21 protein-coding genes and 1 riboswitch are annotated in these 25,107 nt (G+C 67.0%); of the genes, 6 read left to right on the top strand and 15 right to left on the bottom strand.

What is annotated here, in order from left to right; all coding sequences use genetic code 11:
• Positions 1-332: 332 nt before the first annotated feature.
• On the top strand, positions 333-650 hold the full coding sequence (gene sugE / locus G7007_RS20225) for a quaternary ammonium compound efflux SMR transporter SugE (RefSeq protein ID WP_181104630.1): 318 nt from the start codon (positions 333-335) through the stop codon (positions 648-650).
• A gap of 15 nt (positions 651-665) precedes the next feature.
• Here sugE and G7007_RS20220 read toward each other — a convergent pair whose 3' ends face one another.
• Positions 666-2,540, bottom strand: coding sequence for an MFS transporter (locus tag G7007_RS20220; protein WP_181104628.1), 1,875 nt, complete (start codon positions 2,538-2,540; stop codon positions 666-668).
• 336 nt (positions 2,541-2,876) lie between these two features.
• On the opposite strand from G7007_RS20220, the gene G7007_RS20215 reads away from it, so the two are divergent.
• Entirely contained in the window at positions 2,877-6,350 is a 3,474-nt protein-coding gene (locus G7007_RS20215) for a hybrid sensor histidine kinase/response regulator (RefSeq protein ID WP_181104626.1), read from the top strand.
• On the opposite strand, the gene rmuC is transcribed toward G7007_RS20215, so the two are convergent.
• On the bottom strand, positions 6,322-7,692 hold the full coding sequence (gene rmuC / locus G7007_RS20210; RefSeq protein WP_181104634.1) for a DNA recombination protein RmuC: 1,371 nt from the start codon (positions 7,690-7,692) through the stop codon (positions 6,322-6,324). The genes G7007_RS20215 and rmuC overlap by 29 nt on opposite strands.
• Positions 7,693-7,869: 177 nt before the next feature.
• Positions 7,870-8,298, bottom strand: coding sequence for a tetratricopeptide repeat protein (locus G7007_RS20205; protein ID WP_181104624.1), 429 nt, complete (start codon positions 8,296-8,298; stop codon positions 7,870-7,872).
• A gap of 926 nt (positions 8,299-9,224) precedes the next feature.
• Here G7007_RS20205 and G7007_RS20200 point away from each other — a divergent pair.
• From G7007_RS20200 to G7007_RS20190, 3 genes are all read left to right on the top strand, one after another.
• Complete coding sequence (locus G7007_RS20200) at positions 9,225-9,449, top strand: hypothetical protein (RefSeq protein ID WP_060394666.1); 225 nt, start codon at positions 9,225-9,227, stop codon at positions 9,447-9,449.
• A gap of 241 nt (positions 9,450-9,690) precedes the next feature.
• Positions 9,691-10,173, top strand: coding sequence for a hypothetical protein (locus tag G7007_RS20195; protein ID WP_181104622.1), 483 nt, complete (start codon positions 9,691-9,693; stop codon positions 10,171-10,173).
• Between the two features lie 145 nt (positions 10,174-10,318).
• Complete coding sequence (locus G7007_RS20190; RefSeq protein WP_181104620.1) at positions 10,319-11,581, top strand: OmpP1/FadL family transporter; 1,263 nt, start codon at positions 10,319-10,321, stop codon at positions 11,579-11,581.
• A 63-nt stretch (positions 11,582-11,644) separates the two neighbouring features.
• On the opposite strand, the gene G7007_RS20185 is transcribed toward G7007_RS20190, so the two are convergent.
• The 12 genes from G7007_RS20185 to cobO all read right to left on the bottom strand — a co-directional run bounded on the left by G7007_RS20185 (position 11,645) and on the right by cobO (position 23,052).
• Positions 11,645-12,199 carry a glutathione peroxidase gene (locus G7007_RS20185; RefSeq protein WP_181104618.1) on the bottom strand — a complete coding sequence of 185 codons (555 nt, stop codon included), beginning with the start codon at positions 12,197-12,199 and terminating at the stop codon, positions 11,645-11,647.
• Positions 12,200-12,284: 85 nt separating this feature from the next.
• Entirely contained in the window at positions 12,285-13,478 is a 1,194-nt protein-coding gene (locus G7007_RS20180; RefSeq protein ID WP_181104632.1) for a glycoside hydrolase family 5 protein, read from the bottom strand.
• Positions 13,479-13,951: 473 nt separating this feature from the next.
• Entirely contained in the window at positions 13,952-14,680 is a 729-nt protein-coding gene (locus tag G7007_RS20175; RefSeq protein ID WP_181104617.1) for an adenosylcobinamide-GDP ribazoletransferase, read from the bottom strand.
• Position 14,681: 1 nt separating this feature from the next.
• Positions 14,682-15,251 carry a histidine phosphatase family protein gene (locus tag G7007_RS20170; RefSeq protein WP_181104616.1) on the bottom strand — a complete coding sequence of 190 codons (570 nt, stop codon included), beginning with the start codon at positions 15,249-15,251 and terminating at the stop codon, positions 14,682-14,684.
• Complete coding sequence (gene cobT, locus G7007_RS20165) at positions 15,248-16,303, bottom strand: nicotinate-nucleotide--dimethylbenzimidazole phosphoribosyltransferase (protein ID WP_181104615.1); 1,056 nt, start codon at positions 16,301-16,303, stop codon at positions 15,248-15,250. Before cobT ends, G7007_RS20170 begins: the two co-directional genes overlap by 4 nt.
• Positions 16,300-16,821 (bottom strand): bifunctional adenosylcobinamide kinase/adenosylcobinamide-phosphate guanylyltransferase, encoded by a 522-nt coding sequence (gene cobU, locus G7007_RS20160; protein ID WP_181104614.1) that lies wholly within the window; start codon positions 16,819-16,821, stop codon positions 16,300-16,302. The genes cobT and cobU overlap by 4 nt, the downstream gene beginning before the upstream one ends.
• Positions 16,822-18,276 (bottom strand): cobyric acid synthase, encoded by a 1,455-nt coding sequence (locus G7007_RS20155; protein ID WP_181104613.1) that lies wholly within the window; start codon positions 18,274-18,276, stop codon positions 16,822-16,824. It abuts the gene before it with no gap.
• The gene (cobD, locus tag G7007_RS20150; protein ID WP_181104612.1) at positions 18,273-19,277 is read right to left on the bottom strand and encodes a threonine-phosphate decarboxylase CobD; all 1,005 of its coding nucleotides are present in this window, start codon (positions 19,275-19,277) and stop codon (positions 18,273-18,275) included. The genes G7007_RS20155 and cobD overlap by 4 nt, the downstream gene beginning before the upstream one ends.
• Before the next feature lie 319 nt (positions 19,278-19,596).
• Positions 19,597-20,502: an adenosylcobinamide-phosphate synthase CbiB gene (gene cbiB, locus G7007_RS20145; RefSeq protein WP_181104610.1), complete on the bottom strand. Its 906-nt coding sequence runs from the start codon at positions 20,500-20,502 to the stop codon at positions 19,597-19,599.
• Positions 20,499-21,149 (bottom strand): 5,6-dimethylbenzimidazole synthase, encoded by a 651-nt coding sequence (gene bluB / locus G7007_RS20140; RefSeq protein ID WP_181104608.1) that lies wholly within the window; start codon positions 21,147-21,149, stop codon positions 20,499-20,501. The genes cbiB and bluB overlap by 4 nt, the downstream gene beginning before the upstream one ends.
• Positions 21,146-22,441 carry a cobyrinate a,c-diamide synthase gene (locus G7007_RS20135; protein ID WP_181104606.1) on the bottom strand — a complete coding sequence of 432 codons (1,296 nt, stop codon included), beginning with the start codon at positions 22,439-22,441 and terminating at the stop codon, positions 21,146-21,148. Before G7007_RS20135 ends, bluB begins: the two co-directional genes overlap by 4 nt.
• Positions 22,438-23,052: a cob(I)yrinic acid a,c-diamide adenosyltransferase gene (cobO, locus tag G7007_RS20130; RefSeq protein WP_181104604.1), complete on the bottom strand. Its 615-nt coding sequence runs from the start codon at positions 23,050-23,052 to the stop codon at positions 22,438-22,440. Before cobO ends, G7007_RS20135 begins: the two co-directional genes overlap by 4 nt.
• A 141-nt stretch (positions 23,053-23,193) precedes the next feature.
• A riboswitch (cobalamin riboswitch) is annotated at positions 23,194-23,410 on the bottom strand.
• A 126-nt stretch (positions 23,411-23,536) separates the two neighbouring features.
• On the opposite strand from cobO, the gene G7007_RS20125 reads away from it, so the two are divergent.
• Complete coding sequence (locus tag G7007_RS20125) at positions 23,537-24,853, top strand: PQQ-dependent sugar dehydrogenase (protein ID WP_181104602.1); 1,317 nt, start codon at positions 23,537-23,539, stop codon at positions 24,851-24,853.
• Positions 24,854-25,107 lie beyond the last annotated feature (254 nt).

Genomic DNA, 25,107 nt, shown 5'->3' with positions numbered 1-25,107 from the left:
ACCGCCTCCTCGAATAGGCCTAATACATAGATGCAACCGGGTCCCTTTGTTCAAAACAGCAGGAAAAGCGGGTAGACAATGTAGGCGAGTCCATACATAGGAGCGGCCCCTGTGCCGCGATTGGGCCTGCAAGCCCATACAATCAGCGCACCCCCTCCTTCAGGCGAACCTACCCCCCACCGCCACCTCACGAAAGCCAGCGATGGCCTCCGCGCCCCACTTGCCAGAAACATCCGCCTTGTGCAGCATGCAGCCACGGTAAGGACGGCCTTACGACGCCTGGCGTGACGTTTCGGGGACGGCCCCATCCGTGTGTGAATGGAGGTAACCCCATGTCCTGGATCATTCTGTTTTTCGCGGGCCTGTTCGAAGTGGGCTGGGCCGTCGGGCTCAAGTACACCGATGGCTTCACCCGCCCCTTGCCTACGGTGCTGACAGTTGCCGCCATGGCCGTGAGCCTGGGGCTGCTGGGCCTGGCGGTGAAGGAGCTGCCGCTGGGCACGGCCTATGCGATCTGGACCGGCGTCGGTGCGGTGGGCACGGTGATCGCCGGGATCCTGCTGTTCGGCGAGTCCATGGCCCTGGTACGCCTGCTCAGCGTCGCGCTGATCGTCGCCGGGCTGATCGGCCTGAAGGTCAGCGCGAGCTGACCTCCCCTGCCCGCCTCAGCGAAGGTCGCCGCGCAAGGCGGCGACCTTGTCGCGCAGCACGCCGGGCTTCGCCGCTTCGGCCGGCACCGCCTCACCAGCCACCAGGGTCACTCGCGACCAGAACCGCTTGAACAGCCCCTTGTTCGGATCGCGGCTGAAGAAACTGCCCCATAGCCCCTGCAAGGCCAGCGGCACCACCGGCACCGGCGTGTCGGCCAGGATCCGGTTGATGCCGCCCTTGAACGCATCGATTTCGCCATCGGTGCTCAGCTTGCCCTCGGGGAAGATGCACACCAGCTCGCCCTCGGCCAGGTACTGGGCGACGCGGGCGAAGGCCCGCTCATAGGTGGCTTCGTCCTCGCCGCGTCCGGCGATGGGGATGGCTCCGGCGGTGCGGAAGATGAAGTGCAGCACCGGCAGACGGTAGATCTTGTAGTACATGACGAAACGGATCGGCCGCCGTACGGCGCCGGCCATGAGCAGCGCGTCGACGTAGGACACGTGGTTGCACACCAGCAATGCCGCCCCTTCGTCGGGGATGCGCTGCAGGTCGCGGTGTTCGACCCGGTACATCGCATGGCCGAGCAGCCAGATCATGAAGCGCATGGTGAACTCGGGGACGATGCTGAAGATGTACGCGTTGACGCCGATGTTGAGCAGCGAGACCACCAGGAACAGCTGCGGGATGCTCAGCTCGGCCACGCTCAGCAGCACGATGGTGACGAGTGCCGAGACCACCATGAACAAGGCATTGAGGATGTTGTTGGCGGCGACCACCCGGGCGCGCTGGCGCTCGGGCGTGCGTGACTGGATCAGGGCATACAGCGGCACGATGTAGAAACCGCCGAACACGCCCAGGCCGACGATCGACAGCAGGATCCACCAGGCCTGGCCGAGCGACAGCAGGGCGAGCCAGTCGTAGGGGGCGTCGGCACGCGGCACGTCGCCCGAATGCCACCACCACAACAGGCCGAACAGCGTCAGGCCGAACGAGCCGAACGGTACCAGCCCGATCTCGACCTTGCGTCCGCTGAGCCGCTCGCACAGCAGCGAGCCGAGCGCGATGCCGATGGAGAACAGCGTCAGCACCAGGGTCACCACGGTCTCGTCGCCGTGCAGCCAGTCCTTGGCGTAGGCCGGGATCTGCGTCAGGTAGATGGCCCCGACGAACCAGAACCAGGAGTTGCCGACGATCGAGCGCGACACCGCCGGCGTCTGGCCGAGCCCCAGGCGCAGGGTGGCCCAGGACTGGCTGACGATGTTCCAGTCGAGCTTCATCCCCGGCTCGGCGGCGGGCGCCGTCGGGATCCAGCGACTGGCCAGGTAGCCCAGCACCGCCGTGCCCACCACGCCGCCGGCAACCACCGTGGCATAGGAGGCGGACGACATCATCACCCCGGCCCCGATGGTCCCGGCCAGGATCGCCAGGAACGTGCCCATTTCCACCAGGCCGTTGCCACCCACCAGCTCCTGCTCGCGCAGGGCCTGGGGCAGGATCGAATACTTCACCGGGCCGAACAGCGCCGAATGGGTGCCCATGGCGAACAGCGCCACCAGCATCAGGGTCAGGTGCCCGGTGACGAAGCCGGCGCCACCGATGGCCATGATCACGATCTCGGCCAGCTTGATCACGCGGATCAGGCGGTCCTTGGCGAACTTCTCGCCAAACTGCCCGGCCAGGGCCGAGAACAGGAAGAACGGCAGGATGAACAGCAAGGCGCAGAGGTTGACCCAGATCGAACGGTCGCCTTCCAGGCTGAGCTTGTAGAGGATCGCCAGGATCAGCGACTGCTTGAACAGGTTGTCGTTGAAGGCGCCAAGCGACTGGGTGACGAAGAACGGCAGGAACCGCCGTTTGCCGAGCAGCGCGAATTGCGAGGGGTGACTCATCGTCCTTGTACCTGATGGCTTTGTCATCGCGCAAACTACAAGGGTTGGCGGGGGGCGACAAGCTGCAAGCTGCAAGCCAGAGTGTCAGTGCCGCTTCGATGTCCTGTGGACACATGACTCATCGCACTACCGTCAGCTTGTGGCTTGTGGCTTGTGACTTGTGACTTGTGACTTGTGACTTGTAGCTTGTGGCTTGTGGCTTGTGGCTTGTGACTTGTGACTTGTAGCTTGTGGCTTGCAGCTCCCGGCTGCGACCTTGGTCGGCGCTGACGAACGTGAAGCGGCATGCCAGACTGCCCGACCGAGAATGGGCCTTCTTCTTGTCGCGGAGTCTTCATGTCGTTGTCCAGCGGGCTGATCGCTCTGGTCGCCCTGGCCTACATGGCCGTCATGTTCGCCATCGCCTTCTATGGCGATCGCCGCAGCACGCCGCTGCCGCCGCGCCTGCGTGCGTGGGTGTACAGCCTGTCGCTGGCGGTGTACTGCACCAGCTGGACGTTCTTCGGCGCGGTCGGCCAGGCCGCCGAGCAGTTGTGGGCGTTCCTGCCGATCTACCTGGGACCGATCCTGCTGCTGATGCTCGCGCCCTGGGTGGTGCAGAAGATGGTGTTGATCAGCAAGCAGGAGAACATCACCTCCATCGCCGACTTCATCGCCGCGCGCTACGGCAAGTCGCAGGCACTGGCGGTGGTGGTGGCGCTGATCTGCCTGGTCGGGGTGCTGCCCTACATCGCCCTGCAGCTCAAGGGCATCGTGCTGGGCGTGAATCTGCTGATCGGCGCCAGTGCCGACGCCACCGGCACCCGCGTCCAGGACACCGCGCTGGTGGTCTCGCTGGTGCTGGCCCTGTTCGCCATCGTGTTCGGCACCCGCAGCCTCGACGTCACCGAGCACCACCGGGGCATGGTGCTGGCGATCGCCTTCGAGTCCCTGGTCAAGCTGCTGGCGTTCCTGGCGGTGGGGGTGTTCGTGGTGTTCAACCTCTACGATGGCTTCGACGACCTGCTGAGCCAGGCGCGACAGTCCGTCCAGCTGCAGGGGTATTGGCAAGAAACCGTCAACTGGCCGTCGATGATCGTGCAGACCGGGGTGGCGATGATGGCGATCATCTGCCTGCCGCGGCAGTTCCACGTCACCGTGGTGGAGAACATCGAGCCGCAGGACGTGCGCCTGGCACGCTGGGTGTTCCCGCTGTACCTGGCCCTGGCCGGGCTGTTCGTGGTGCCCATCGCGCTGGCCGGGCAGATGCTGCTGCCCGGCAGCCTGCTGCCGGACTCCTTCGTCATCAGCCTGCCCCTGGCCCAGGCCCACCCGAGCCTGGCGCTGCTGGCGTTCATCGGCGGGGCGTCGGCGGCCACCGGCATGGTGATCGTCGAGGCCGTGGCGCTGTCGACCATGGTCTCCAACGACATGCTGCTGCCCTGGCTGCTGCGGCGCAACAATGCCGAGCGCCCCTTCGAGGCCTTCCGCCACTGGATGCTCTCGGTACGCCGCGTCACCATCGTGGTGATCCTGCTGCTGGCCTACGTCAGCTACCGCCTGCTCGGCTCCACCGCGAGCCTGGCGACCATCGGCCAGATCGCTTTTGCCGCGGTGACCCAGCTCGCCCCGGCGATGATCGGCGCACTGTACTGGAAACAGGCCAACCGTCGCGGCGTGTTCGCGGGCTTGGCCGCCGGCACCTTCCTCTGGTTCTACACCCTGGTACTGCCGATTGCCGCCCACAGCCTGGGCTGGTCGCTCACGCTGTTCCCGGGCCTGGCCTGGCTGCACGGCAACCCGCTGAACCTGCCGATCTCGCCACTGACCCAGGGCGTGGTGCTGTCGTTGGCCGGTAACTTCACGCTGTTCGCCTGGGTCTCGGTGCTCTCGCGCACGCGGGTGTCCGAGCACTGGCAGGCCGGGCGCTTCATCGGTCAGCAGACCAATGCCCGACCCGGCAGCCGCACGTTGCTGGCGGTGCAGATCGACGACCTGCTCAACCTGGCCTCGCGCTTCGTCGGCGAGGAACGCGCGCGGCAGAGCTTCATCCGGTTCGCCTACCGTCAGAGCAAGGGCTTCAACCCCAACCAGAACGCCGACGGCGAGTGGATCGAGCACACCGAACGGCTGCTGGCCGGGGTGCTTGGCACTTCGTCCACACGCGCCGTGGTCAAGGCAGCCATCGAAGGCCGCGACATGCAGCTCGAGGACGTGGTGCGCATCGCCGACGAAGCCTCCGAAGTGCTGCAGTTCAACCGGGCGCTGCTGCAAGGCGCCATCGAGAACATCAACCAGGGCCTGAGCGTGGTCGATCAGAACCTGCACCTGGTGGCCTGGAACCGACGCTACCTGGAGCTGTTCAACTACCCGGACGGGCTGATCGCCGTGGGTCGACCGATCGCCGACATCATCCGCTACAACGCCGAGCGCGGCCTGTGCGGCCCCGGCGAGGCCCAGGTGCATGTCGCCCGGCGTCTGCACTGGATGCGCCAGGGCCGTGCGCACACCTCCGAGCGACTGTTCCCCAACGGCCGGGTCATCGAGCTGATCGGCAACCCGATGCCGGGCGGCGGGTTCGTCATGAGCTTCACCGACATCACGCCGTTCCGCGAGGCCGAGCAGGCCCTGAAGGACGCCAACGAGCGTCTGGAGCAACGGGTCGCCGAGCGTACCCACGAGCTGTCGCAGCTCAACCAGGCGTTGAGCGAGGCCAAGAGCCACGCCGAAGCGGTCAGCCAGTCCAAGACGCGCTTCCTGGCCGCCGTCAGCCATGACCTGATGCAACCGCTCAACGCGGCGCGGCTGTTCTCGGCCGCGCTGTCCCAGCAGGACGAGCATCTTTCGGAGGAGGCCCGGCAACTGGTCGGCCACATGGACAGCTCGTTGCGTTCGGCCGAAGAGCTGATCAGCGACCTGCTGGACATCTCGCGCCTGGAAAACGGCCGCATCACCCCAGACGCCAAGCCCTTCGCCCTGCACGACCTGTTCGACATGCTGGGCGCCGAGTTCGCCGCCCTGGCTGCGGAAAAGGGCCTGGACTTCCGGCTCAGGGGCAGCCGCCTGCGGGTGCACAGCGACGTCAAGCTGCTGCGCCGGGTCCTGCAGAACTTCCTGACCAATGCCCTGCGTTATGGCAAGAGTCCGATCCTGCTGGGCGCACGGCGCAGCGGCGAGCACCTGTGGCTCGAGGTGTGGGACCGCGGGCCGGGCATCGCCGACGACAAGCTGCAGGTGATCTTCCAGGAGTTCAAGCGCCTGGACAGCCACCAGACGCGCGCCGAAAAAGGCCTGGGCCTAGGGCTGGCCATCGCTGACGGCCTGTGCCGGGTGCTGGGCCACCGTCTTGAAGTGCGCTCCTGGCCGGGCAAGGGCAGCGTGTTTCGCGTGCAGGTCCCCATCAGCCGCACGGCCGCCGCACCGGTCGCCACGCCGGAGCAGGCCGGGCAACCCCTGGCTGGCCTGCGGGTGCTGTGCGTGGACAACGAAACCAGCATCCTGATCGGCATGAGCAGCTTGCTCACGCGCTGGGGCTGTCAGGTCTGGACCGCGCCGGATCGTACGGCCTGCCAGGCTCTGCTCGACGACGGCCATCGGCCGCACCTGGCATTGGTCGACTACCACCTGGATGCCGGCGAAACCGGCATCGGCCTGATGGCCTGGCTGCGCACGTGCCTGGGCGAACCCGTCCCAGGGGTGGTGATCAGCGCCGACAACCGCAGCGAGATGGTCGCCCAGGTGCATGCCGCCGGCCTGGACTTCCTGCCCAAGCCGGTCAAGCCGGCGGCGCTGCGCGCCCTGCTCAATCGGTATCTGAACCTGGTTCAGTGACGGTGGCATCGCTCATCGCCCGCTCCAGCAGCTCGCTGGGCAGGCTCTTGCTGGCCCGCGCCCCGAGCAGCTTGAGCTGCTCGCTGCGGCTGACCAGGTTGCCGCGACCTTCGCACAGCTTGTTGCGCGCGGCGGCATAGGCCTTGTCCACCTGCTGCAGGCGGTTGCCCAGCTCGTCCAGGTCCTGGATGAACAGCACGAACTTGTCGTACAGCCAGCCGGCCCGCTCGGCGATCTCGCGGGCGTTCTGAGTCTGGCGCTCCTGCTTCCACAGGCTGTCGATGACCCGCAGGGTGGCCAGCAAGGTGGTCGGGCTGACGATCACGATCTGCCGGTCGAACGCCTCCTGGAACAGGTTGGGCTCGGCCTGCAGGGCGGCTGAAAAGGCCGCCTCGATGGGCACGAAGAGCAGCACGAAATCCAGGCTGTGCAGCCCTTCGAGGCGGTTGTAGTCCTTGCCGGACAGCCCTTTGACATGAGCGCGCAGCGACTGCACGTGCTGCTTGAGCGCAGCCTGCGCCCGCTCGCCATCCGGGTCGCTGACGTACTGCTGGTAGGCGGTCAGGCTGACCTTGGCATCGACCACCACCTGCTTGTCGCCGGGCAGCATGATCAGCACGTCGGGCTGGTAGCGTTCGCCGTCGGCGCTCTTGAGGCTGACCTGGGTGTGGTACTCGCGGCCCTTCTCCAGGCCGGCGTGCTCCAGCACCCGCTCGAGGATCAGTTCGCCCCAGTTGCCTTGGGTCTTCTGGCCCTTGAGCGCCTGGGTCAGGTTGGTGGCCTCGTCGGACAACCGCTGGTTGAGCTGCTGCAGGCGCTCGAGCTCCTTGGCCAGCGAGAAGCGCTCGCGCGCCTCCTGCTGGTAGCTGTCCTCCACGCGCTTTTCGAAGGCCTGGATGCGTTCCTTGAGCGGGTCGAGCAACTGCCCCAGGTGCTGCTGACTGGTCTGGGCGAAGCGCTGCTCACGCTCGTCGAAGATGCGCGTCGCCAGGTCGGCGAACTGCGCACGCAAGGTGTCACGGGCATCCTGCAGGTCCTCGAGGCGCTGCGTGTGGCCTTCCTGCTGCTCGCGCAACTCAGCCTCCAGCCCGGCGACCCTCGACTCCAGGCGCCGCAGTTCGGCTTCGCGGGCGGTGCGTTCCAGGTTCCAGGCATGGGCGGCGTCGCGGGCATTGTCGCGCTCGACCTGCAGCAGTTCCACTTCCCGTTGCTGCGCGGCCAGGCTGGCCTGCTTGAGCGCGTTGGCTTCGCTGAGGTCACTGACCTCGTCGCGACAGGCATCCAGTTGCGCCTGCAAGCCTTCCTGGGCCAGCTGGGCGCTGAGCAGGCGCTCTTCGGCCAGCGACAGCGCCGCTTGCTGCACGGTTGCCTGACGCTGCGCCCGGAACACCCAGGCCAGGCCGGGTATGGACGCCGCCACGATGCCAAGCAGGATGCTGGCCAGATCCACTGTCATGATGTTTCCCGGTGCTGTGCGTAGAAGTGCGCACGAGCTTATCAGGCCGCGGCGGCCAGAGCTTCAGTCGGGAAACAGGCGCCTGAGCAGGGGGCCGGCTTCGGGAGAGCCTTGCGCCGCGGCCAACTCGAGCCAATGTCGCGCACGCTCGGGCGAAAGGTCGGGCGAATCGGCGCACAGACGGCCGTATTCGAACTGGGCCTGGGGGTCGCCGGAGCGGGCCGCCTGACGCAGCAGTTCGTGGCCCATGCGGCGGTCACGTGCACTGCCGCACTCGTGGCACAGCATCTGGCCCAGGCGACTTTGCGCCACGACGACGCCTTGGCGGGCAGGCTGCTTGAGCAGCCGTCCGGCGAGGTGCTTGATGCGAGGCTTGCGGCCCAGACGAGGACTGTCGAGCAGCCACAGTGCTACCTTGAGCGTAAAGCGTTTGCCCGGTACGGGTTCGGCAGATCCTGGGCCAGGCGAGACGGTTTTTTTGCCTTGAAACATATGCGCAAGCGTTGGGGCGGACATGGGGCGCGCCACTCTACGCCTTTTTCTTCGAATGGGCGCCTGATGAGGACTCGACACATGCTGAAAATTTTATTTCCGCCTGCATTTCAGACGAACGGTAATAACACGGATTATTGCCCTCTTGATTGTCAGACAATGGCCCCTTCTCAGACAGCCTCGTGCTAGAGCCTGCGACGCGCACAATCCACAGAAGCTGTGGATAACTCGGTGGACAACCTCTTGGACAACCGCTCAAACCCTTGTGGAATGGGCCCTCCAGACAAACTGGCGTTTTTTTCACCAGTTCAAATTAGTGTTTTTTTTCATTGACTTAACGTTCGCAGCAGTGCATCTGCCCTGGGCAAGCGCGTTCAGACGAGCTGTACCCTCACGCCAAACACCTTGTGTACAACCTGCCCAAGATCGCTATATCCCAAACGCTCCTTAGCACTTTTGCCGCATTTCGAGGTCGAAGCCCCCTTCCCATCCACCCGATGAATGGCCATAATGGTCGGCTTGCCAGAGGGTCAACAAATCGCTTGCATCCGCGACCGCTCTTGTGTAGTGTGGCGATCGTTAGTACCCAAGCTGAAAAATCAAAAGGCCGCTGACCAGGCGTTCGACACTCGAACCTTCTACCTGGCTGCACCGACTCCTCGGATGGTTCACTCGGCAGCTTCGCTGCTCCAGCACGAATCACCTCTCGGATTGATCAGGACCTGCACCGGGCGTTCTTGAACCTCGTTCCCGTGTGTTGCCTGCCTCCTCAAGTACCTACCAGTCAGCCCAGCGCTCCTATCATGCGCCTCGCCTGGCTGCTCTGTTCCAGACGGGTTCTGCGCCTTTCCCTAATTCCTGGCGCCACTGGAACGTTTTCATCGTGCACGGTTCGAATCCGTGTCAATTGCAGGACATCCAATAATATGAATACGCATCATCAGTTCCAAACCGCCATCGGCGCCCTGTCCCAAGCCTTCGCACCGATGAAGTGCCTGATCGTGGCCCCGCGCAACGGCAGCTTCAGCTTCACGCTGGTCGACGAACACGGCATCGCCTGCCACAGCGAGCGTCTGTACCCTGAACAGTACAACCGTGCCGGCACGCTGCAGGCGGTCATCGACCGCACGCGCCAGTCCATCACGGCGTGATCGCGTTCGCGTCTACCCTGATCGCACATGAAGAAATGCCCGGTCACTCGGCCGGGCTAATCGCTGGCGGGCATATGCACGGCTTCTTCAGGCTGCAATCGATTTAAAAACAGTCCTTTACCTCAGCCTCATCACACTACACTTCAACTCGAGCGGCCCAGGCCGCTTTCGGCGGGTCCGGCTGTGATCCATTCGCTGCCAAGCGCCCGGCCCCGTCGGTTCTCTGACACGCGAGGGCACCATGGTATTCGCCGCGACCGAGTTGAGTGTTCATGTGATCCGCCCCACCCTCGAATACCTGGGGCGCCACACGGTATCTGCAGAAGCTTTGTTACTGGGCGTTGCGGCCAGCCAGTCTGCATTGGGTGCAGGTCTGTGCGACCGACGTGGCCATGGCCTCTACCGTATCAGCGCGCTGCGTCACCATGACCTCTGGGACACCTACCTGGCAGCCGACCCCGACCTGGCCAGCCTGGTGCGCGGGTTGGCCAGCCAGCATGCGTTCCTGCGCGGACCGCACCTCGAACTGACGGTCAACCTGCGCTACGCCACGGCGATCGCCTGGATGCTGATCGAGGCTCAGGCAACGCCCTTGCCGGCGGCGCATGACCTGATGGGCATGGCGCGCTTGTGGCGCCGGACCTTCCACCCTCAGGGACGCCTGCGCGACTTCACGATGGCGTGGCAGGCCTGCGTCGATCCGGGTGTTTCCCTGGCCTCTTGAAAACTCCTACACAGCATTCTGGTTTTGTCTTACAAAGCAGTTAGATTGTCCTACAAAACCTGTCTAACTCCTTAAAACTCGCCTATAGCGCCCTGTGCAAAATGTTGGTAGCGTTCCGCCTCGGAGATCCCAAGGAGTTCTAATAATGAAAAAAGCAATGCTCAACACCTCCCTCGGTCTGGCTGTCGCCCTGGCATCCGGGCACCTGCTGGCCAACGGCTTTGCCCTCAATGAGCAGAGCATCAGCAGCATGGGGGTAGGTTTCGCGGGTCGTTCTTCCTCTGCCGAAGACGCAAGCACCATCTACGGCAACCCTGCCGGCATGTCGCAGCTCAAGCGCGCGCAGGCGACCGTGGGTGCCGCGGGCATCTTCGCCAAGTCCGACATCAGTGGCCGAAGCACCTTTGGCGGGGAAACCGACGGCGACATGGTACCGGTCGTCGCCGTGCCCATGGGCTACTACGTCAAGCCCCTGGACGATCACTGGACCGTGGGCTTCGGGGTCTACGTGCCGTTCGGCCTGGTCACCGACTACGGCAGCGACGACGCGGCACGCTACTGGGGCAAGAAGAGCCACGTCGAGGTCATCACCTTCCAGCCGACCATCAGCTACGCCTTCAACGACAAGGTCTCGATCGGTGTCGGCCCGACCTTCAACCGTATCCGGGGCGAGCTGGGGTCCAACCTGCTCAACTCACGCAGCCCCGGCCGCAACGACGGCGAGGTCAAGATCAAGGGCGACGACACCGCCGTCGGCTACAACGTGGGCCTGCTGGTCCAGGCGACCGACCGCACCCGCGTCGGCCTGACCTACCACTCGATGGTCGACTACACGCTCGAGGGCAAGACCAAGGTGAGCTCCACGGCCATCGGCCCGTTCAGTGGCAGCAAGTTCGACGCCGACCTGAACATCAAGACGCCGGAATCGGTCGACCTGTCCGTGACCCACGCGCTCGACGACCAGTGGACCCTGTACGCCGGCAGCACCTGGACACGCTGGAGCCGTCTGGAGCACATCATCGTGAACAACGACGTGCCAGCGCCGCTGGCCGGCTCGCCGTTCGCCACCATCACCGAAGAGCAGAACTGGCATGACACCTGGTCGCACGCCATCGGCGCCGCCTACAAGGTGAACAAGCAATGGACGTTGCGCAGCGGCTTCACCGTCGACCAGTCGCCGACCAACAACCATGATCGCTCCCCGCGCATCCCGACCGGCGATCGCAAGATGGTCAGCCTGGGCGCTGGCTGGAGCCCGAACGACGACATGACCATCGACGTGGCCTACTCCTACCTGTGGGAAGAGGACGCCAAGGTCAACCTGGTCAGCTCCACCAAAGGTGCCTACCGCGCCAAGTATGAAAACAGCGCGCACACCGTCGGTGCTTCGCTGACCTACCGTTTCTGATCCACGCGTGTGACCACGGCGCCCTGTCCGGCCTGGACAGGGCGCCGTGGTCGTTCGGGCGACTTACAAGACGGGCGATGCGATGGCCTTTTCGATGGCGGCCTTGAAGGCTTCGTCGTCCGGCTTGGTCAGGCTCGAGAAACTGCCGATCACCTTGCCCCGACGGTCCACCACATACTTGTAGAAATTCCACTTGGGTGCGCTGCTCTGGCGCCCCAGTTCGGCGAACAGTGGGATCGCATCGCTGCCCCGCACCGGCTGGGCCTTGGTCATGGTGAAGGTCACGCCATAGTTGGCATAGCAGACCTTGGCGGTCTTCTCGCTGTCGCTGTCTTCCTGCTTGAAGTCGTTGGACGGCACGCCAAGCATCTCCAGGCCCTGGGCGTGGTAATGCTGGTACACCGCTTCCAATCCTTCGAACTGCGGGGCGAAGCCGCAGTAGCTGGCCGTGTTGATGATCACCAGCGGTTTGCCTGCGTACCGTTCGCATAAATCGATCTGACCCTTGCCGCGCAATTCGGGCACGCTGCCTTGAAGCAGCGCAGGACACTCCTGCGCCCAGGTGGGACTGAGTGCCGAAAGCGCCAATAATGGGACGATCCACCAACGTGCCTGCATGTGCGTTCTCCTGCCGAACATTCCTGAACGTGGAGCGTAGCGGCTTATGCCCGACCGTGCGTGATTCTCCCGCTCGGCAACGGCTTCACCCCTCTTCGGCCTGTTGGGCCAGACGTTGCCGAATGGGCTCGAACGCTGCCGTGGCCTTGCGCGTCAGCGGGTCGGGTCGACCTGCGTCGATGGCTTGCCAGTAGCGCCAAGGCACCTTGGCCTGGCCCAGTTCGTAATCCATGCCGTCCCAGCTGTCTTCGCGGAAACTGTAGAACGCCCAATGCACGCGCTGCTCGTCGAGCACCGTCAACACGTCCTCGAGGTATTGACGGCAACCCGGCAGACGGCGCATGCAGCCGAACTCCCCGACCACCAGGCGCGAGCGCGGCACCTGATGGGCGTCGGCCCAGTCGACTGGCCGGCGCAGGTAAGCAGCCACGTGCGACGCATCCCAGTGCACCTGGCGGCCCGCGAAAGGGACTTTGCCGGGATAGCTGAACGGCTTGGCCCTGGCCAGGTTCGGCGCGCTGGTCGCCGAATAGGGCTCGTACATGTGCACGCTGTAAAGGACCCGCGGATCGTCCAGTGCGTTCGGCCAGTAGTCGAACGCGTCGGCGGCCGCGTACCAGCCTGCATCGAGCATCACCGGCGTCAACGGGTCGACCTCGCGCACTGCCGCCAGCACGTGGCGGTAGAACGCTGGCAGGTCCCGGCTGCTGCCCTGACGCGTGGCGTACCAGCGCTTCATGCGTTCGAGCGTGGCATGCTCGGGCAGCCCGTCCTGCTTCTCGGGCGCGGGTTCGTTGATCAGGTTGTAGGCGGCCACGGCCGGATGGTCCTTGAGCGCCGCGGCCAAGTCCCGCCAGAAGGCAGCCGCCTGGTTCCACCAGGCCTTGTCCTGCCAGAGACGATCGTCGAACACGCCACCGTTGTTCTGCGACCAGCGCATGCCGGGCAAGGACAGCGGGGCGATCACGACTTTCAGGCCAGCGCGGTGCGCACGGTCCAGGGCGGAGCGGAGCTGCTGCAGGTCGGCGGGTTCGAGCCCCTGGTACTGGTCGGCATCGCCCAACAGCATGTCGCGTCGAGCGGGTTGCCATTTGTCGTAGGAGAGTCGTACCCACGTCGCGCCGTAGTCACGCAGCGCATCGAAATAGGCCTGGTCGGGCGGGAGACGGTTGAAGCTGTTGCCGCCGTAGCGGGGGGTATCCCAGAAATCGATCAGGTCAGCGGCCTGGAGCGACGGGATACCGAGCGCGAGCAGGCAGGCGAGGAGAAATCGACGCATCATGATGGGGCTTCCTTGGCCTGGGGAAGCGGCGATTTTACGAGGGTGGCCGAGGGGGAGCACAGGGGAAAATTTTGCTAGGCGTTTCAAAGCAGGAAGCGGCAAGCGGCAAGCGAGCGTATGGCGGCACGATACAGGTATGCCTGATTCATCCGGTGGCTGATTTTATGGGCCCTGCGGGCCCAATCGCGGCACTGGGGCTGCTCCCACAGGTGACCGCGGCGACCTGCAACACTGCGGTGGGGCTATGGGTGTGAGCAGCCCCTGCCGGACCGGCCGCGATGGGCCCGCCAGGGGCCACATTAGCATTCGGCAAAAACCACAGAATCTCCCACAGGTAACCGCGATAACCTGCAACACCGCGGTGTGGCTACGGGGTGAGCGGCCCCCGTGCCGCGATTGGGCCCGCCAGGGCCCACATCAGCATTTGGCAAGGCCCACGGAATCTGTCAGCTTCCCCAAAGCAAGGCGACTCACAGCACCAATCCGACCACCACCACCGCTTCCAGCAACTCGAGCAACGCGCCGGCCGTGTCGCCGGTGGTACCGCCCAGGCGACGCATCATGGCGGCGCGCATGCCCAGGAAGGCGACCAGCACGAGGCACAGTGTCATGATGCCGGCACTGCCCAGGCACAGCAGACAGGCCAGTGCGCTCGTCCCCAGCACCCACCACCCTTGTCTGACTGGCAAATGCTGCGCCAAGGCCTCGCCCAGTCCACCCGGGCGTACATAGGTCGTGCACAGGAACAGCGCCAGCAGCGCGGCGCGCCCGATCACCGGGGCCACGAGCAGCCCGAGGCGATCGCCTTGCTCGATCAGTGCCAGCAGCGCACAGAACTTGAGCAGCAGCACCAGCACCAGGGTCACCACCGCGATCGGCCCGCTGCGCGGATCCTTCATGATCCGCAGGGTGCGCTCGCGGTCGCCGAAGCCGCCTAGCCAGGCATCGGCGCTATCGGCTAGGCCATCGAGGTGCAGGGCGCCGCTGAGCATGACCCAAACGCTGAGCAGCAGGGCAGCGTGCAGGTATGCAGGCGTGCCACCCAGCGCCTGGCTGGCCAGCCACAGCACGCCCCCGAACACGGCCCCGACCACCGGGTACCAGAGCAGCGAGCGGCCCAGTTGCCTGGGTGTCGGCATGCCGGGCAAGGTGACCGGCAGGCTGCTGAGAAACTGCAAGGCGATCCAGAACGGCAGCATCTCAGGCCTCCTCGCGCAAGGCGCCATCGGCGTCCACATGCAGCCGCGACAGGCTGGCATGGGGCACCTCGACCTGCAGCAACTGCTCCCGTGGCAGCCCGCGCGCGCGGGCCAGCAGCAGGCGGATGACGCCCCCATGGGTGACCAGCAGCACCGACTGCCCAGCATGGCGCGCGCGCAACCGGCCAAGTGCGGCCAGGGCCCGCTCGGCGAAGGCTTCGACCGGCTCGCCCCGGGGCGGCGTGAAGGCATACGGGTCGGCCCAGAAAGCCCCCAGGGCGTCGGCGTCGGTCTCCATCAGCTGGGCGGCACTGCGACCCTCCCAGTCACCGAAGTGCAGCTCGCGCAGGTCTGCCTCCAGGGCGAAGGGCACGTTCAGCCGCTGGGCCAGAGGCTCGGCGAAGCGGGCGCAGCGCTGCAAGGGCGAGCTGACCACCACGTCCCATGGGCCGGCATCGGCGACGGCGGCCTGCATCTGCGCCCAGCCCTGTTCGGTCAAGGCATCGTCGAGGCTGCCACGCAGCCCGCCGCCCAGTTCGGTCTGCCCGTGACGCAACAGGTCGAGCCTCATGCCGAACGATCCGCCACGGCGGCTTCGGCGAAGGTGGCCATGTCGGCGTGCAAGGCACAGGCCAGGCGCAACAAGGGCACGGCCAGCGCGGCGCCACTGCCCTCCCCCAGGCGCAAGCCGAGCGCCAACAAGGGGTCGGCCTCGAGCGCTTCGAGCACTTGCCGATGTCCCGGCTCAGCCCCTTGGTGGGCGAACAGCAGCCACGGGCGGCAGGCCGGGTTCAGGCGCACGGCGAGCAACGCCGCCACGCTGCAGATGAAACCATCGACCAGCACGGCGATGCCCCGTTGCGCACAGGCCAGGTACGCCCCGGCCAGGGCGACCAGCTCGAAGCCGCCGACGCAGGCAGCCGCACGCCAGGGATCCTGGGCATCCACCGCATGCAAGGCCAGCGCCCGTTCGATGACCTCGGCCTTGTGGCGCACACCGGCTTCGTCCAGGCCCGTGCCAGGGCCGCTCAGGGCGGCCGCCTCACAGCCGAGCAAGGCGCTGGCCAGCGCGGCGGCGGCGGTGGTGTTGCCGATGCCCATCTCGCCACCGATGAACAGCTGCGTCCCCGCCTGGGCAGCCCGCTCGGCGCTGTCGCGGCCCGCCTGCAGGGCAGCATTCATCTGCACCTCGGTCATCGCGGGTTGACGGGTGAAGTTGGCCGTACCGGTGCCCAGGCGCAGATGACGCACACCGGGCAGCGTCAGCGCCGGGTCCACGGTGCCGAGGTCGACCACGTCGAGCTGGGCCTGCAACTGGCGCGCCAGCACGCTGATCGCCGCGCCGCCGGCGACGAAGTTGCCGAGCATCTGCCCGGTCACCGACTGCGGGTAGGCCGAGACGCCCTCGGCGACCACGCCGTGGTCACCGGCGAAGACCGTGATGGCGACCTGCTCCAGGTGCGGGCGCTCACGCCCTTGCAGCCCGGCCAGGCGGATCGCCAGGGTCTCGAGCTGGCCAAGGGCGCCGGCAGGCTTGGTCAGTTGGCGTTGCCGCTCGGCCGCCTGGGTCATGGCGGCAGTGTCGACGGGTTGGCAGGCATCGCGCCACCAGGGGTGCATCATAAAGCAGGTCCTTTGAGCAAGAGAGGAAGGCCAGCGACCGTGAGCACCACGCGCTGGCACCGTTCGGCGATCGCCTGGTGCAGCCAGCCGGCCTCGTCGACATAGCGCCGGGTCAGCTCGCCCATGGGCACCACGCCCAGGCCGGTTTCGTTGCTGACCAGCAGCACCACGCCAGGCATGGTGTCGAGGCAGTCGAGTAGCGCATCGCGCTCGCGCGCCAGGCGCTCGGGGTCGTCGAGCATCAGCAGGTTGGTCAGCCACAGCGTCAGGCAATCGACCAGCAGGCAGCGATCGGGGGCCGCCAAGGCGCGCAGGGTCGCGGCCAGGGCCAGGGGTTCCTCGATCAGGCCCCAGGTATCGGGGCGGCGCTCGCGGTGCAGGCGCACGCGTGCTGACATTTCGCCGTCGAGCGGTTCGCTGGTGGCGATGTAGGTCACCGGCAGGCCGCTGTCGGTGGCCAGGCGCTCGGCCAGTCGGCTCTTGCCGGAACGGGCGCCGCCCAGGATCAGGTGACGCATTCAGGCCACTCCACACAGGGCGCGCAGGCGCGCAATGTCCAGGTGCTGGTCGACCAGGTCGGCCAGGCGTTCGATGTCGCGCTCGCGCAGGCCGTGGTAGTCGAAGGCCTCGACCGTCTCCAGGCCGGCCCAGCGCAACAGCGCAGCGCAGGCGCGTTCGCTTTCGAACAGGCCATGCAGGTAGGTGGCCAGGACCTGGCCGTCGTCGCTCACGGCGCCGTCGCAGCGGCCATCGGCCAGGCGCACGGCCGGACGCGCCAGGGCCGCACCTGTGGTCACGCCGGCATGGATCTCGTAGCCCTCGATCGGCACGGCGTCCAGGTGCAGGACGCCGGTGACGTTGCGCAACTGCTTGTCGGCCTCCAGGACGGTCTCGTAGTCCAGCACCCCCAGGCCGGGGCTGGTGCCGGCCGGGCCTTCCAGCCCGAGCGGGTCGTGCACGGCCTGGCCGAGCATCTGCAACCCGCCACAGACACCGATCACCTTGCCGCCGTAGCGCAGGTGACGCGCCAGTGCCTGCGCCCAGCCACGCTCGCGCAGTTGCGCCAGGTCGCTGCGCACGCTCTTGGAGCCCGGCAGGATGATCAGGTCGGCGGCAGGAATCGGCTCACCCGGCCCGATGAAGTGCAGGTCGACCTGCGGGTGCAGGCGCAGGGGATCGAAATCGGTGTGGTTGCTGATGCGCGGCAGCACCGGCACGATCACCTTGAGCAGGCGCCCGTGCTTGGGTGCCTGGCGCGCATCCACGGCATCTTCGGCCTCCAGGTGCAGGTCGCTGACGAACGGCAGCACGCCGAGCACCGGTTTGCCGGTGCGCTGCTCGAGCCAGTCCAGGCCGGGTTGCAGCAAGGCGATGTCGCCACGGAAACGGTTGATGACGAAACCCTGCACGCGTGCCTGCTCGCTGGGCGAGAGCAGCTCGAGCGTGCCGACCAGATGGGCGAAGACCCCGCCACGGTGGATGTCGGCGACCAGGATCACCGGGCAGTCCACGGCTTCGGCGAAGCCCATGTTGGCGATGTCGCCGGCGCGCAGGTTGATCTCGGCGGGCGAGCCGGCGCCTTCGACCATGACCACCGGGTAGGCGTCGCTCAGCCGCTGGTGCGACGCCAGCACGGCCTGCATGGCAATGGCCTTGTAGCCGTGGTAGGCCACTGCGTTCATGCTGGTGACGGCCCGGCCATGGATGATCACCTGGGCGCCGGTTTCGCTGTTGGGCTTGAGCAGCACCGGGTTCATGTCGGTGTGCGGCGCCAGCCGGCAGGCCTGGGCCTGGACGGCCTGGGCGCGACCGATCTCGCCGCCTTCGGCGGTGACGGCGCTGTTGAGCGCCATGTTCTGCGGCTTGAACGGCACCACCGCGACGCCCTGGCGCAGCAGCCAGCGGCACAGCGCGGTGACCAAGGTGCTCTTGCCGGCATCGGAGGTGGTGCCTTGCACCATCAGCGTGGTCATGTCTGGTTCTCTTCGATCGACGGTGGAAAGGCGTGCAGAGCTTCGCTCAGGCGTTGCCAGTGGACGTCCTCGGCCGGCAGGCCCAGGCGCACGGCCGCCGGATGCTCGAACAGCCGCACGAGGATACCCTGCCGGGCCAGATGGTCGTGCAACCGGGCGGCCTCGGGCGTGGCGACGTACTGGAACAGGTCACAGCCGCCCGAGGGCGCGAGCCGCGCCGCCGTGAGCAGCGTCGCCAGGCGGTGGCCGGCTGCGGCACAACGCTCGGTCTGCACACGGCAGGCAGCGGTGTCGCTCAGACAGGCCTGCCCGACCACCCGTGCCGGGCCGCTGACCGTCCAGGGGCCGAGCACCTCGGCCAGGCGCTCGAGCAGCGTCGGTTCGGCCATCACGAAGCCCAGGCGCACGCCGGCCAGGCCGAAGAACTTGCCGAACGAGCGCAGCACGATCAGCCCCGGCTGCCCGGTCTGGTCGACGAGGCTGTCGGCGGGCGTATTGTCCATGAAGGCCTCGTCCACCACCAGCCAGCCACCACGCCTGGCCAGGCGCGCATGCCAGCCGAGCAGACGCTCGCGGGACAGGCGCAGGCCAGTGGGGTTGTTGGGGCTGACCAGCAACAGGACGTCCAGGTCGTCCAGGGCGCCATCGACCTCTTCGGCGCCCAGAGGCACGACCTGATGGCCAGCCTGGGTCCAGGCATGGGGGTGTTCGGCGTAACAGGGCGACAGCACGCCCACGCGGCCGCGCGGACGCAAACCGGGCAAGGCCTGGATCGCGGCCTGGGAGCCCGCCGTGGCGAGCAGCGACTGGGCGCCGTAATAGCGCCGTGCGGCCTGTTCGAGGCCATCCTCGGTTTCCGGCAGGCGAGCCCAGGCCTCCGGCCCGATGGCCGGAATCGCGAAAGGCCAGGGGGCGATGCCGCTGGACAGGTCGACCCAGTGTTCGCGCGCGATCCCGTAGCGGCGCACCGCGCCGAGCAACCGTCCGCCATGTTCTATCAAACCTGATGCCTCTCTGGTGCGCCGTGGGGCGCTGTCGGTGATGGAGGAAAGTGTGTGCCACGTATCACGCTAACTTGAACGTGCCGCTGTATCGGTGAGGCCGACAGGGCTTCACGGGCGCCATCGCGGGCAAGCCCCCCACAGGTTGCCTGGGCATTGCTTGATGGGTTCGACGACAGCGTCCGGCTCCGGCAGGTGTCGTTCCTACTTTGAACTGCGATGGCCTGCTCCACCGCGGTGTGACTACGGGTGTGGGAGCTGGCTTGCCAGCGATCGCGGTGGCGACGCTCCGCCATCGCTTGAGCAGACACGCGTTCGTTCACCCCAGGTAACCCGCCAGGCAGATGACCAGCAACCACAGCCATACCCCACGGCTCACCAGTGCCCAGCCGCGCTCGATGGACCCGGCATCGGCAGCCGGTCCCTGCCCCAGGGGGGGACGCTCGTGCAGTTGGCCATGGTAGATCGCCGGACCGCCCAGCGCGACGCCGAGCGCGCCGGCGCCGGCCGCCATCACCGGGCCTGCGTTCGGGCTGTCCCAGGTCGGGGCCTGTCGCCGCCAGCAGCGCAGGGCCAGGCGGGTCTTGCCCAGCACGGCGTAGGTCAGCGCCACCAGGCGCGCGGGCAGGTAGTTGAGGCCGTCATCAATGCGCGCCGCTGCCCAGCCGAAGCGCTCGAACCGCGCGTTGCGGTACCCCCACATGGCATCCAAGGTATTGCTCAGTCGGTACAGCACCACGCCCGGCGCGCCGGCGACGATGAACCAGAACAACGCGGCGAACACCGCATCGCTGCCGTTCTCCAGCACCGATTCGGTCGCCGCGCGGGCCACCGCCGTTTCGTCCAGCTCGGCCGTCTCGCGGCTGACCAGGTAGCTCACGCGTCGCCGTGCTTCCTCCAGGTCGCCCCGGCGCAGGGCCGTGGCCACCGGCAGCACGTGCTCGCCCAGGCTGCGCAAGCCCAGCGCGCAGTACAGCGCCAGCGCATCGACCAGCCAGCCGATACCCGGCAGCCAGGACAGCACCAACGCCACCAGCGTCAGGGGCAGCACGGCCAGGCACCAGGCGCTCACCCCATGGCTGCGCCAGCCACGGCCCCCGGCATTGAGGCGTTTTTCCAGACGCACCGCCAGGCGCCCGAAGGCCACCAGCGGATGGCGGCGACGTGGCTCGCCGAGCAGGGCGTCCAGGGCGACGCCGATCACGGTCAGCAAGGCGATGCTCATGGGCGCTGCTCCCAACGGTTCTCGAACACCAGGGTCTCCAGCGGCTGCACTTGTGCCCACTGCTCCAGCGCCAGCATCGGCGCCGGATAGAAGGCCTCGACTGGCCCCAGGCACAGGACCGCGACCGGCTTGGCGCCCGGCGGCATGCCCAGCAGCTCGCCCAGGGCGTGCGGGTCGAACAGCGACACCCAGCCCATGCCGAGCCCTTCGGCACGCGCCGCCAGCCAGAGGTTCTGGATGGCACAGGCCAGCGAGGCCAGGTCCATCTCGGGTAAGGTCCGGCGCCCGAACACGTGCTCCTCGCGCCCGTCCATCAAGGCGGCCACCAGCAGCTCGGCGCAGTCGTTGATGCCCTCGACCTTGAGCTTCATGAAGTCCTCACCGCGCTCGCCCAAGGCGTGGGCGGTGCGCTGGCGTTCGTCCTCGACCTGGGCCTGGATGCGCACGCGCAAGGCCGAGTCAGTGATGCGCACGAAACGCCAGGGCTGCATGAGCCCGACGCTCGGCGCCTGGTGCGCCGCCGCCAGCAGCCGGGCGAGCACGGCCGGCTCGACCGTGCCCCCGATGAAGTGACGCATGTCGCGCCGCTCACCGATGGCCCGGTAGACCGCTGCCCGGTCGGCCTCGCTGAAGGCATGCTCGCTCATGGTCGCAACAGCGCGGCGGCCGCCTCCGGGTTGGACGGGAAGTAGAAGTGCACGTAGGAGGCGGTCAGCCTGCCCAGCCGGTACACTGCCTCGGCGCCGCGCCCGCCGTTGGGGCTATGGCCACGCGCGATCGGCGTGTGCGGCGTCTCGGTCAGGGAATGGTGGTAGGTGTGCCCGCGCAGGGCGCCTTCGGGCAAGTCGACGGTCTGCAGCGCCAGGGCCGCCAGACGCTTCTGCATCACCGCCTCGCCGCTCAGCAGCCCCAGCAGGTCGGCGCGCTGGCCGGCCACGTCGGTCAATGCCTCGAGCAGGTAGAGCATGCCGCCGCACTCGGCCAGCAGTGGCTTGCCGTCGGCGTGGTGCGCACGGATCGCCTCGTGCATGGCGGTGTTCTGCGCCAGCGCGCCATGGTGCAATTCGGGATAGCCACCCGGCAGGTAAAGGCTGTCGACCACAGGCAGCAGCGTGTCATGCAGCGGCGAGAAGAAGGTCAGTTCGGCGCCCATGGCCCGCAGCAGGTCGAGGTTGGCCCCATAGACGAAGGCGAAGGCTTCGTCACGGGCGACTCCGATGCGTACCCCGGCCAGCAGCGGCGGGATGACCACTGCGTCAGGCGCGGCGAAGCGCACGGCCGGGGGCAAGGCGGCATCGCAGCTGGCGCCCAGGGCCTCGGCGGCGGCATCCAGGCGCTGATCCAGATCGTTCAGTTCGCTGGCCTGAACCAACCCCAGGTGACGGCTGGGCAGCTCGATGCCGCGCTCACGCGACAGGCCCCCATACCAGCGCAGCCCTTCGGTCAGGCTGCCTTCGAGCAGTTGCGCGTGGCGCAGGCTGCCGACCCGGTTGGCCAGCACGCCGGCGAACGGCAGGTCCGGCTGGTAGCGGGCCAGGCCCAGGGCCAGCGCGCCGAAGGTCTGGGCCATGGCGGTGCCGTCGATGACCGCCAGCACCGGCACCCCGAAGTGCCGTGCCAGGTCGGCGCTCGACGGCGTGCCGTCGAACAGCCCCATCACGCCTTCGATGAGGATCAGGTCCGCTTCACCCGCGGCCTCCCACAGCAGCCTGCGGCTTTCCTCGACGCCGATCATCCACAGATCGAGCTGGTAGACCGGCGCGCCGCTGGCCCGCTCGTGAATCATCGGGTCGAGAAAGTCCGGCCCGCACTTGAACACGCGCACGGTCCGTCCGAGGCTGCGGTGCAGCCGGGCCAGCGCGGCGGTGACGGTGGTCTTGCCCTGGCCCGAGGCCGGGGCAGCGATCAGCACCGCCGGGCAGTGGCGCGCGTCGCTCACAGTTCGACGCCCTTCTGCGCGCGGATACCGGCCTGGAAGGCGTGCTTGACCATACCCATCTCGGTGACGGTGTCGGCCAGCTCGATCATCTCGGGCTTGGCGCCGCGCCCGGTGACGATCACGTGCTGCATGGGCGGCCGTGCCTGCAGGTCGCTCAGCACCTGATCCAGGTCCAGGTAACCGTGCTTGAGGGCGATGTTCAGCTCGTCGAGCACCACGAAGTGCACGGCCGGGTCCTGCAGCATCTGCCGCGACACCGCCCAGGCCGCCTCGGCTGCGGCGATGTCGCGCTGGCGGTCCTGGGTTTCCCAGGTGAAGCCCTCGCCCATCACGTGGTAGCGCACCTCCTCCGGGAAGCGTCGGAAAAACAGCTCCTCGCCGGTGCTCTGACGGCCCTTGATGAACTGCACCACGCCGCAGCGCATGCCATGCCCCATGGCCCGGGCGAGCATGCCGAACGCCGAGCTGCTCTTGCCCTTGCCATTGCCGCTCAGCACCAGCAGCAGGCCGCACTGGTTGGGCGAGTTGGCGATGCGCTCGTCGATGATCGCCTTCTTGCGCTGCATGCGCGCCAGGTGACGTTGATCGCGTTCGTCGGGGGATGGGTTCATCGAAGTTCTCCGCAAGCTGCCGGCCCGTCGCCGGGCGACAGGGGTCTGGCGAACGCCAGGCGACAGATGAATGACAGACTCACGGGGGCGCGCAGGGGCTGCGACAGGCTCGCAGGGGTCCGCGCATCACCCTCCGTGATGCCGTTTTGGCAGTGACAGGCCGGTCTCCGGGCTCGCGCGCGGCCCGATGGGGCCCTCAGGCGCCTTCCCGGGTGAACGCCCAGTGGCCTTGCCTGATCTCGACTCGCTTACCGTTGCGGGGGCAGCGCCGGACTCGCGCCACGACGGCGCCCACCGGCTTCCCAGTTTCACCCTGCCCAGCGATGGCTGGCGGGGCACCTGAAACGAAGCGCGAAGGGTAGAGGGTTGCCGGCGGAGCGTCAATCGAACCCCAGCGCCGACACGACCACAGGCGCCCTTGCGGGGAACCTCCTGGCGCAGCACCCTTCTCACGTCAAGCGAGCCATCGGTCGAGGAAACGGACATGGGCAAGGTACGGGTTGCGGGCATGCTGCTGGTGATGGTCGGACTGGGAGGTTGTGGCGAAGCGGCGCGACTGAGTGTCAGCGACGGGACGGGGCCCACGCCGCGACTGCCCGAGCCGGACAAACGCCTGATTCCGACCGTGAACATCGCGCCCGCCGTCGGCTGGCCACGGGGGAGTACCCCGCATGCAGCGCCCGGCACCCAGGTCACCGCCTTCGCCAGCGGCCTGGACCATCCGCGCTGGCTGTACGTGCTGCCCAATGGCGACGTGCTGGTGGCCGAAACCAATGCACCGCCCAAGCCGGACGACACCCGTGGCCTGCGTGGCTGGGTGATGGAGAAGGTCATGAAGCGTGCCGGTGCCGGGGTGCCCAGCGCCAACCGGATCACCCTGTTGCGCGATCAGAACAAGGACGGTGTGGCCGAGATGCGCGCAACCTTCCTGGAAGGGCTGAACTCGCCCTTCGGCATGGCGCTGGTGGGCAACGATTTCTACGTCGCCGATACCGACAAGCTGCTGCGCTATCACTATTCCCCCGGCGCCATGCAGCTCACGGGCGAGGCGACCACCGTGACCGACCTGCCCGCCGGGACGCTCAACCACCACTGGACCAAGAACGTCATCGCCAGCCCGGACGGCAAGACCCTCTACGTGACCGTCGGCTCCAACAGCAACGTCGGCGAGAACGGCCTGGAGCAGGAGCAGGGTCGTGCGGCGATCTGGGAAGTCGACCGTGCCACCGGCCAGCGACGGCTGTTCGCCTCGGGCCTGCGCAACCCCAACGGGATGGCCTGGGAGCCGAGCAGCGGTGCGCTATGGACGGTGGTCAACGAACGCGACGAGATCGGCAGTGACCTGGTGCCGGACTACATGACTTCGGTCAAGCGTGGCGGCTTCTATGGCTGGCCCTACAGCTACTACGGCCAGCACGTGGATGCGCGGGTGAAGCCCCAGGCGCCTGATCAGGTGGCGCGGGCGATCGTGCCGGATTATGCCTTGGGGCCGCACACCGCTTCCCTTGGCCTGACCTTCCTGCAGCCAGGCGTGCTGCCGGCCCCGTTCGAACGCGGCGCCCTGGTTGGTCAGCACGGGTCATGGAACCGCAAGCCCCACAGCGGCTACAAGGTGGTGTTCGTGCCGTTCGATGCCCACGGTGCTCCGCAGGGTCAGCCGATCGACCTGCTGAGCGGCTTTCTCAATGACAAGGAAGAGGCGATGGGACGTCCCGTGGGCGTGGCCACCGATGCGCGCGGTGGCGTGCTGGTGGCCGATGACGTGGGCAACGTGGTCTGGCGGGTCAGCAAGGCGCCTTGAGTACAAGGCTGGGGGACACGCAGTCGCGTGGAGAATATGGAAATAGCTGGCAGCGCTCGGAATGCTGTGTCGCTGATTAGTTTCTAGGGCCGCTTTGCGGCCCATCGCGGCCGGTCCGGCGCCCCGGCAGGGGCCGCTCCTTGTATCTCGACTTTTGCCTCCTTGCAGGCCAAAGTTCTCGACTGATCATCGAGGGAAGGCCATGAAGCAGAGCCGCTCCTAGGGCATCGAGCCCGCATTGTAGATATGCTCGG

Source organism: Pseudomonas entomophila (assembly GCF_013523125.1).
Lineage (GTDB): Bacteria > Pseudomonadota > Gammaproteobacteria > Pseudomonadales > Pseudomonadaceae > Aquipseudomonas > Aquipseudomonas entomophila_B.
This window is presented reverse-complemented; position numbering and strand designations above follow the sequence as displayed.

Bases quoted from the DNA above. Each gene is read 5' to 3' on its own strand.
- sugE (WP_181104630.1), top strand. From the start codon at position 333: ATGTCCTGGATCATTCTGTTTTTCGCGGGCCTGTTCGAAGTGGGCTGG.
- G7007_RS20220 (WP_181104628.1), bottom strand. From the start codon at position 2,540: ATGAGTCACCCCTCGCAATTCGCGCTGCTCGGCAAACGGCGGTTCCTG.
- G7007_RS20215 (WP_181104626.1), top strand. From the start codon at position 2,877: ATGTCGTTGTCCAGCGGGCTGATCGCTCTGGTCGCCCTGGCCTACATG.
- G7007_RS20205 (WP_181104624.1), bottom strand. From the start codon at position 8,298: ATGTTTCAAGGCAAAAAAACCGTCTCGCCTGGCCCAGGATCTGCCGAA.
- G7007_RS20200 (WP_060394666.1), top strand. From the start codon at position 9,225: ATGAATACGCATCATCAGTTCCAAACCGCCATCGGCGCCCTGTCCCAA.
- G7007_RS20195 (WP_181104622.1), top strand. From the start codon at position 9,691: ATGGTATTCGCCGCGACCGAGTTGAGTGTTCATGTGATCCGCCCCACC.
- G7007_RS20190 (WP_181104620.1), top strand. From the start codon at position 10,319: ATGAAAAAAGCAATGCTCAACACCTCCCTCGGTCTGGCTGTCGCCCTG.
- G7007_RS20185 (WP_181104618.1), bottom strand. From the start codon at position 12,199: ATGCAGGCACGTTGGTGGATCGTCCCATTATTGGCGCTTTCGGCACTC.
- G7007_RS20180 (WP_181104632.1), bottom strand. From the start codon at position 13,478: ATGCGTCGATTTCTCCTCGCCTGCCTGCTCGCGCTCGGTATCCCGTCG.
- G7007_RS20175 (WP_181104617.1), bottom strand. From the start codon at position 14,680: ATGCTGCCGTTCTGGATCGCCTTGCAGTTTCTCAGCAGCCTGCCGGTC.
- G7007_RS20170 (WP_181104616.1), bottom strand. From the start codon at position 15,251: ATGAGGCTCGACCTGTTGCGTCACGGGCAGACCGAACTGGGCGGCGGG.
- cobT (WP_181104615.1), bottom strand. From the start codon at position 16,303: ATGATGCACCCCTGGTGGCGCGATGCCTGCCAACCCGTCGACACTGCC.
- cobU (WP_181104614.1), bottom strand. From the start codon at position 16,821: ATGCGTCACCTGATCCTGGGCGGCGCCCGTTCCGGCAAGAGCCGACTG.
- G7007_RS20155 (WP_181104613.1), bottom strand. From the start codon at position 18,276: ATGACCACGCTGATGGTGCAAGGCACCACCTCCGATGCCGGCAAGAGC.
- cbiB (WP_181104610.1), bottom strand. From the start codon at position 20,502: ATGAGCATCGCCTTGCTGACCGTGATCGGCGTCGCCCTGGACGCCCTG.
- bluB (WP_181104608.1), bottom strand. From the start codon at position 21,149: ATGAGCGAGCATGCCTTCAGCGAGGCCGACCGGGCAGCGGTCTACCGG.
- cobO (WP_181104604.1), bottom strand. From the start codon at position 23,052: ATGAACCCATCCCCCGACGAACGCGATCAACGTCACCTGGCGCGCATG.
- G7007_RS20125 (WP_181104602.1), top strand. From the start codon at position 23,537: ATGGGCAAGGTACGGGTTGCGGGCATGCTGCTGGTGATGGTCGGACTG.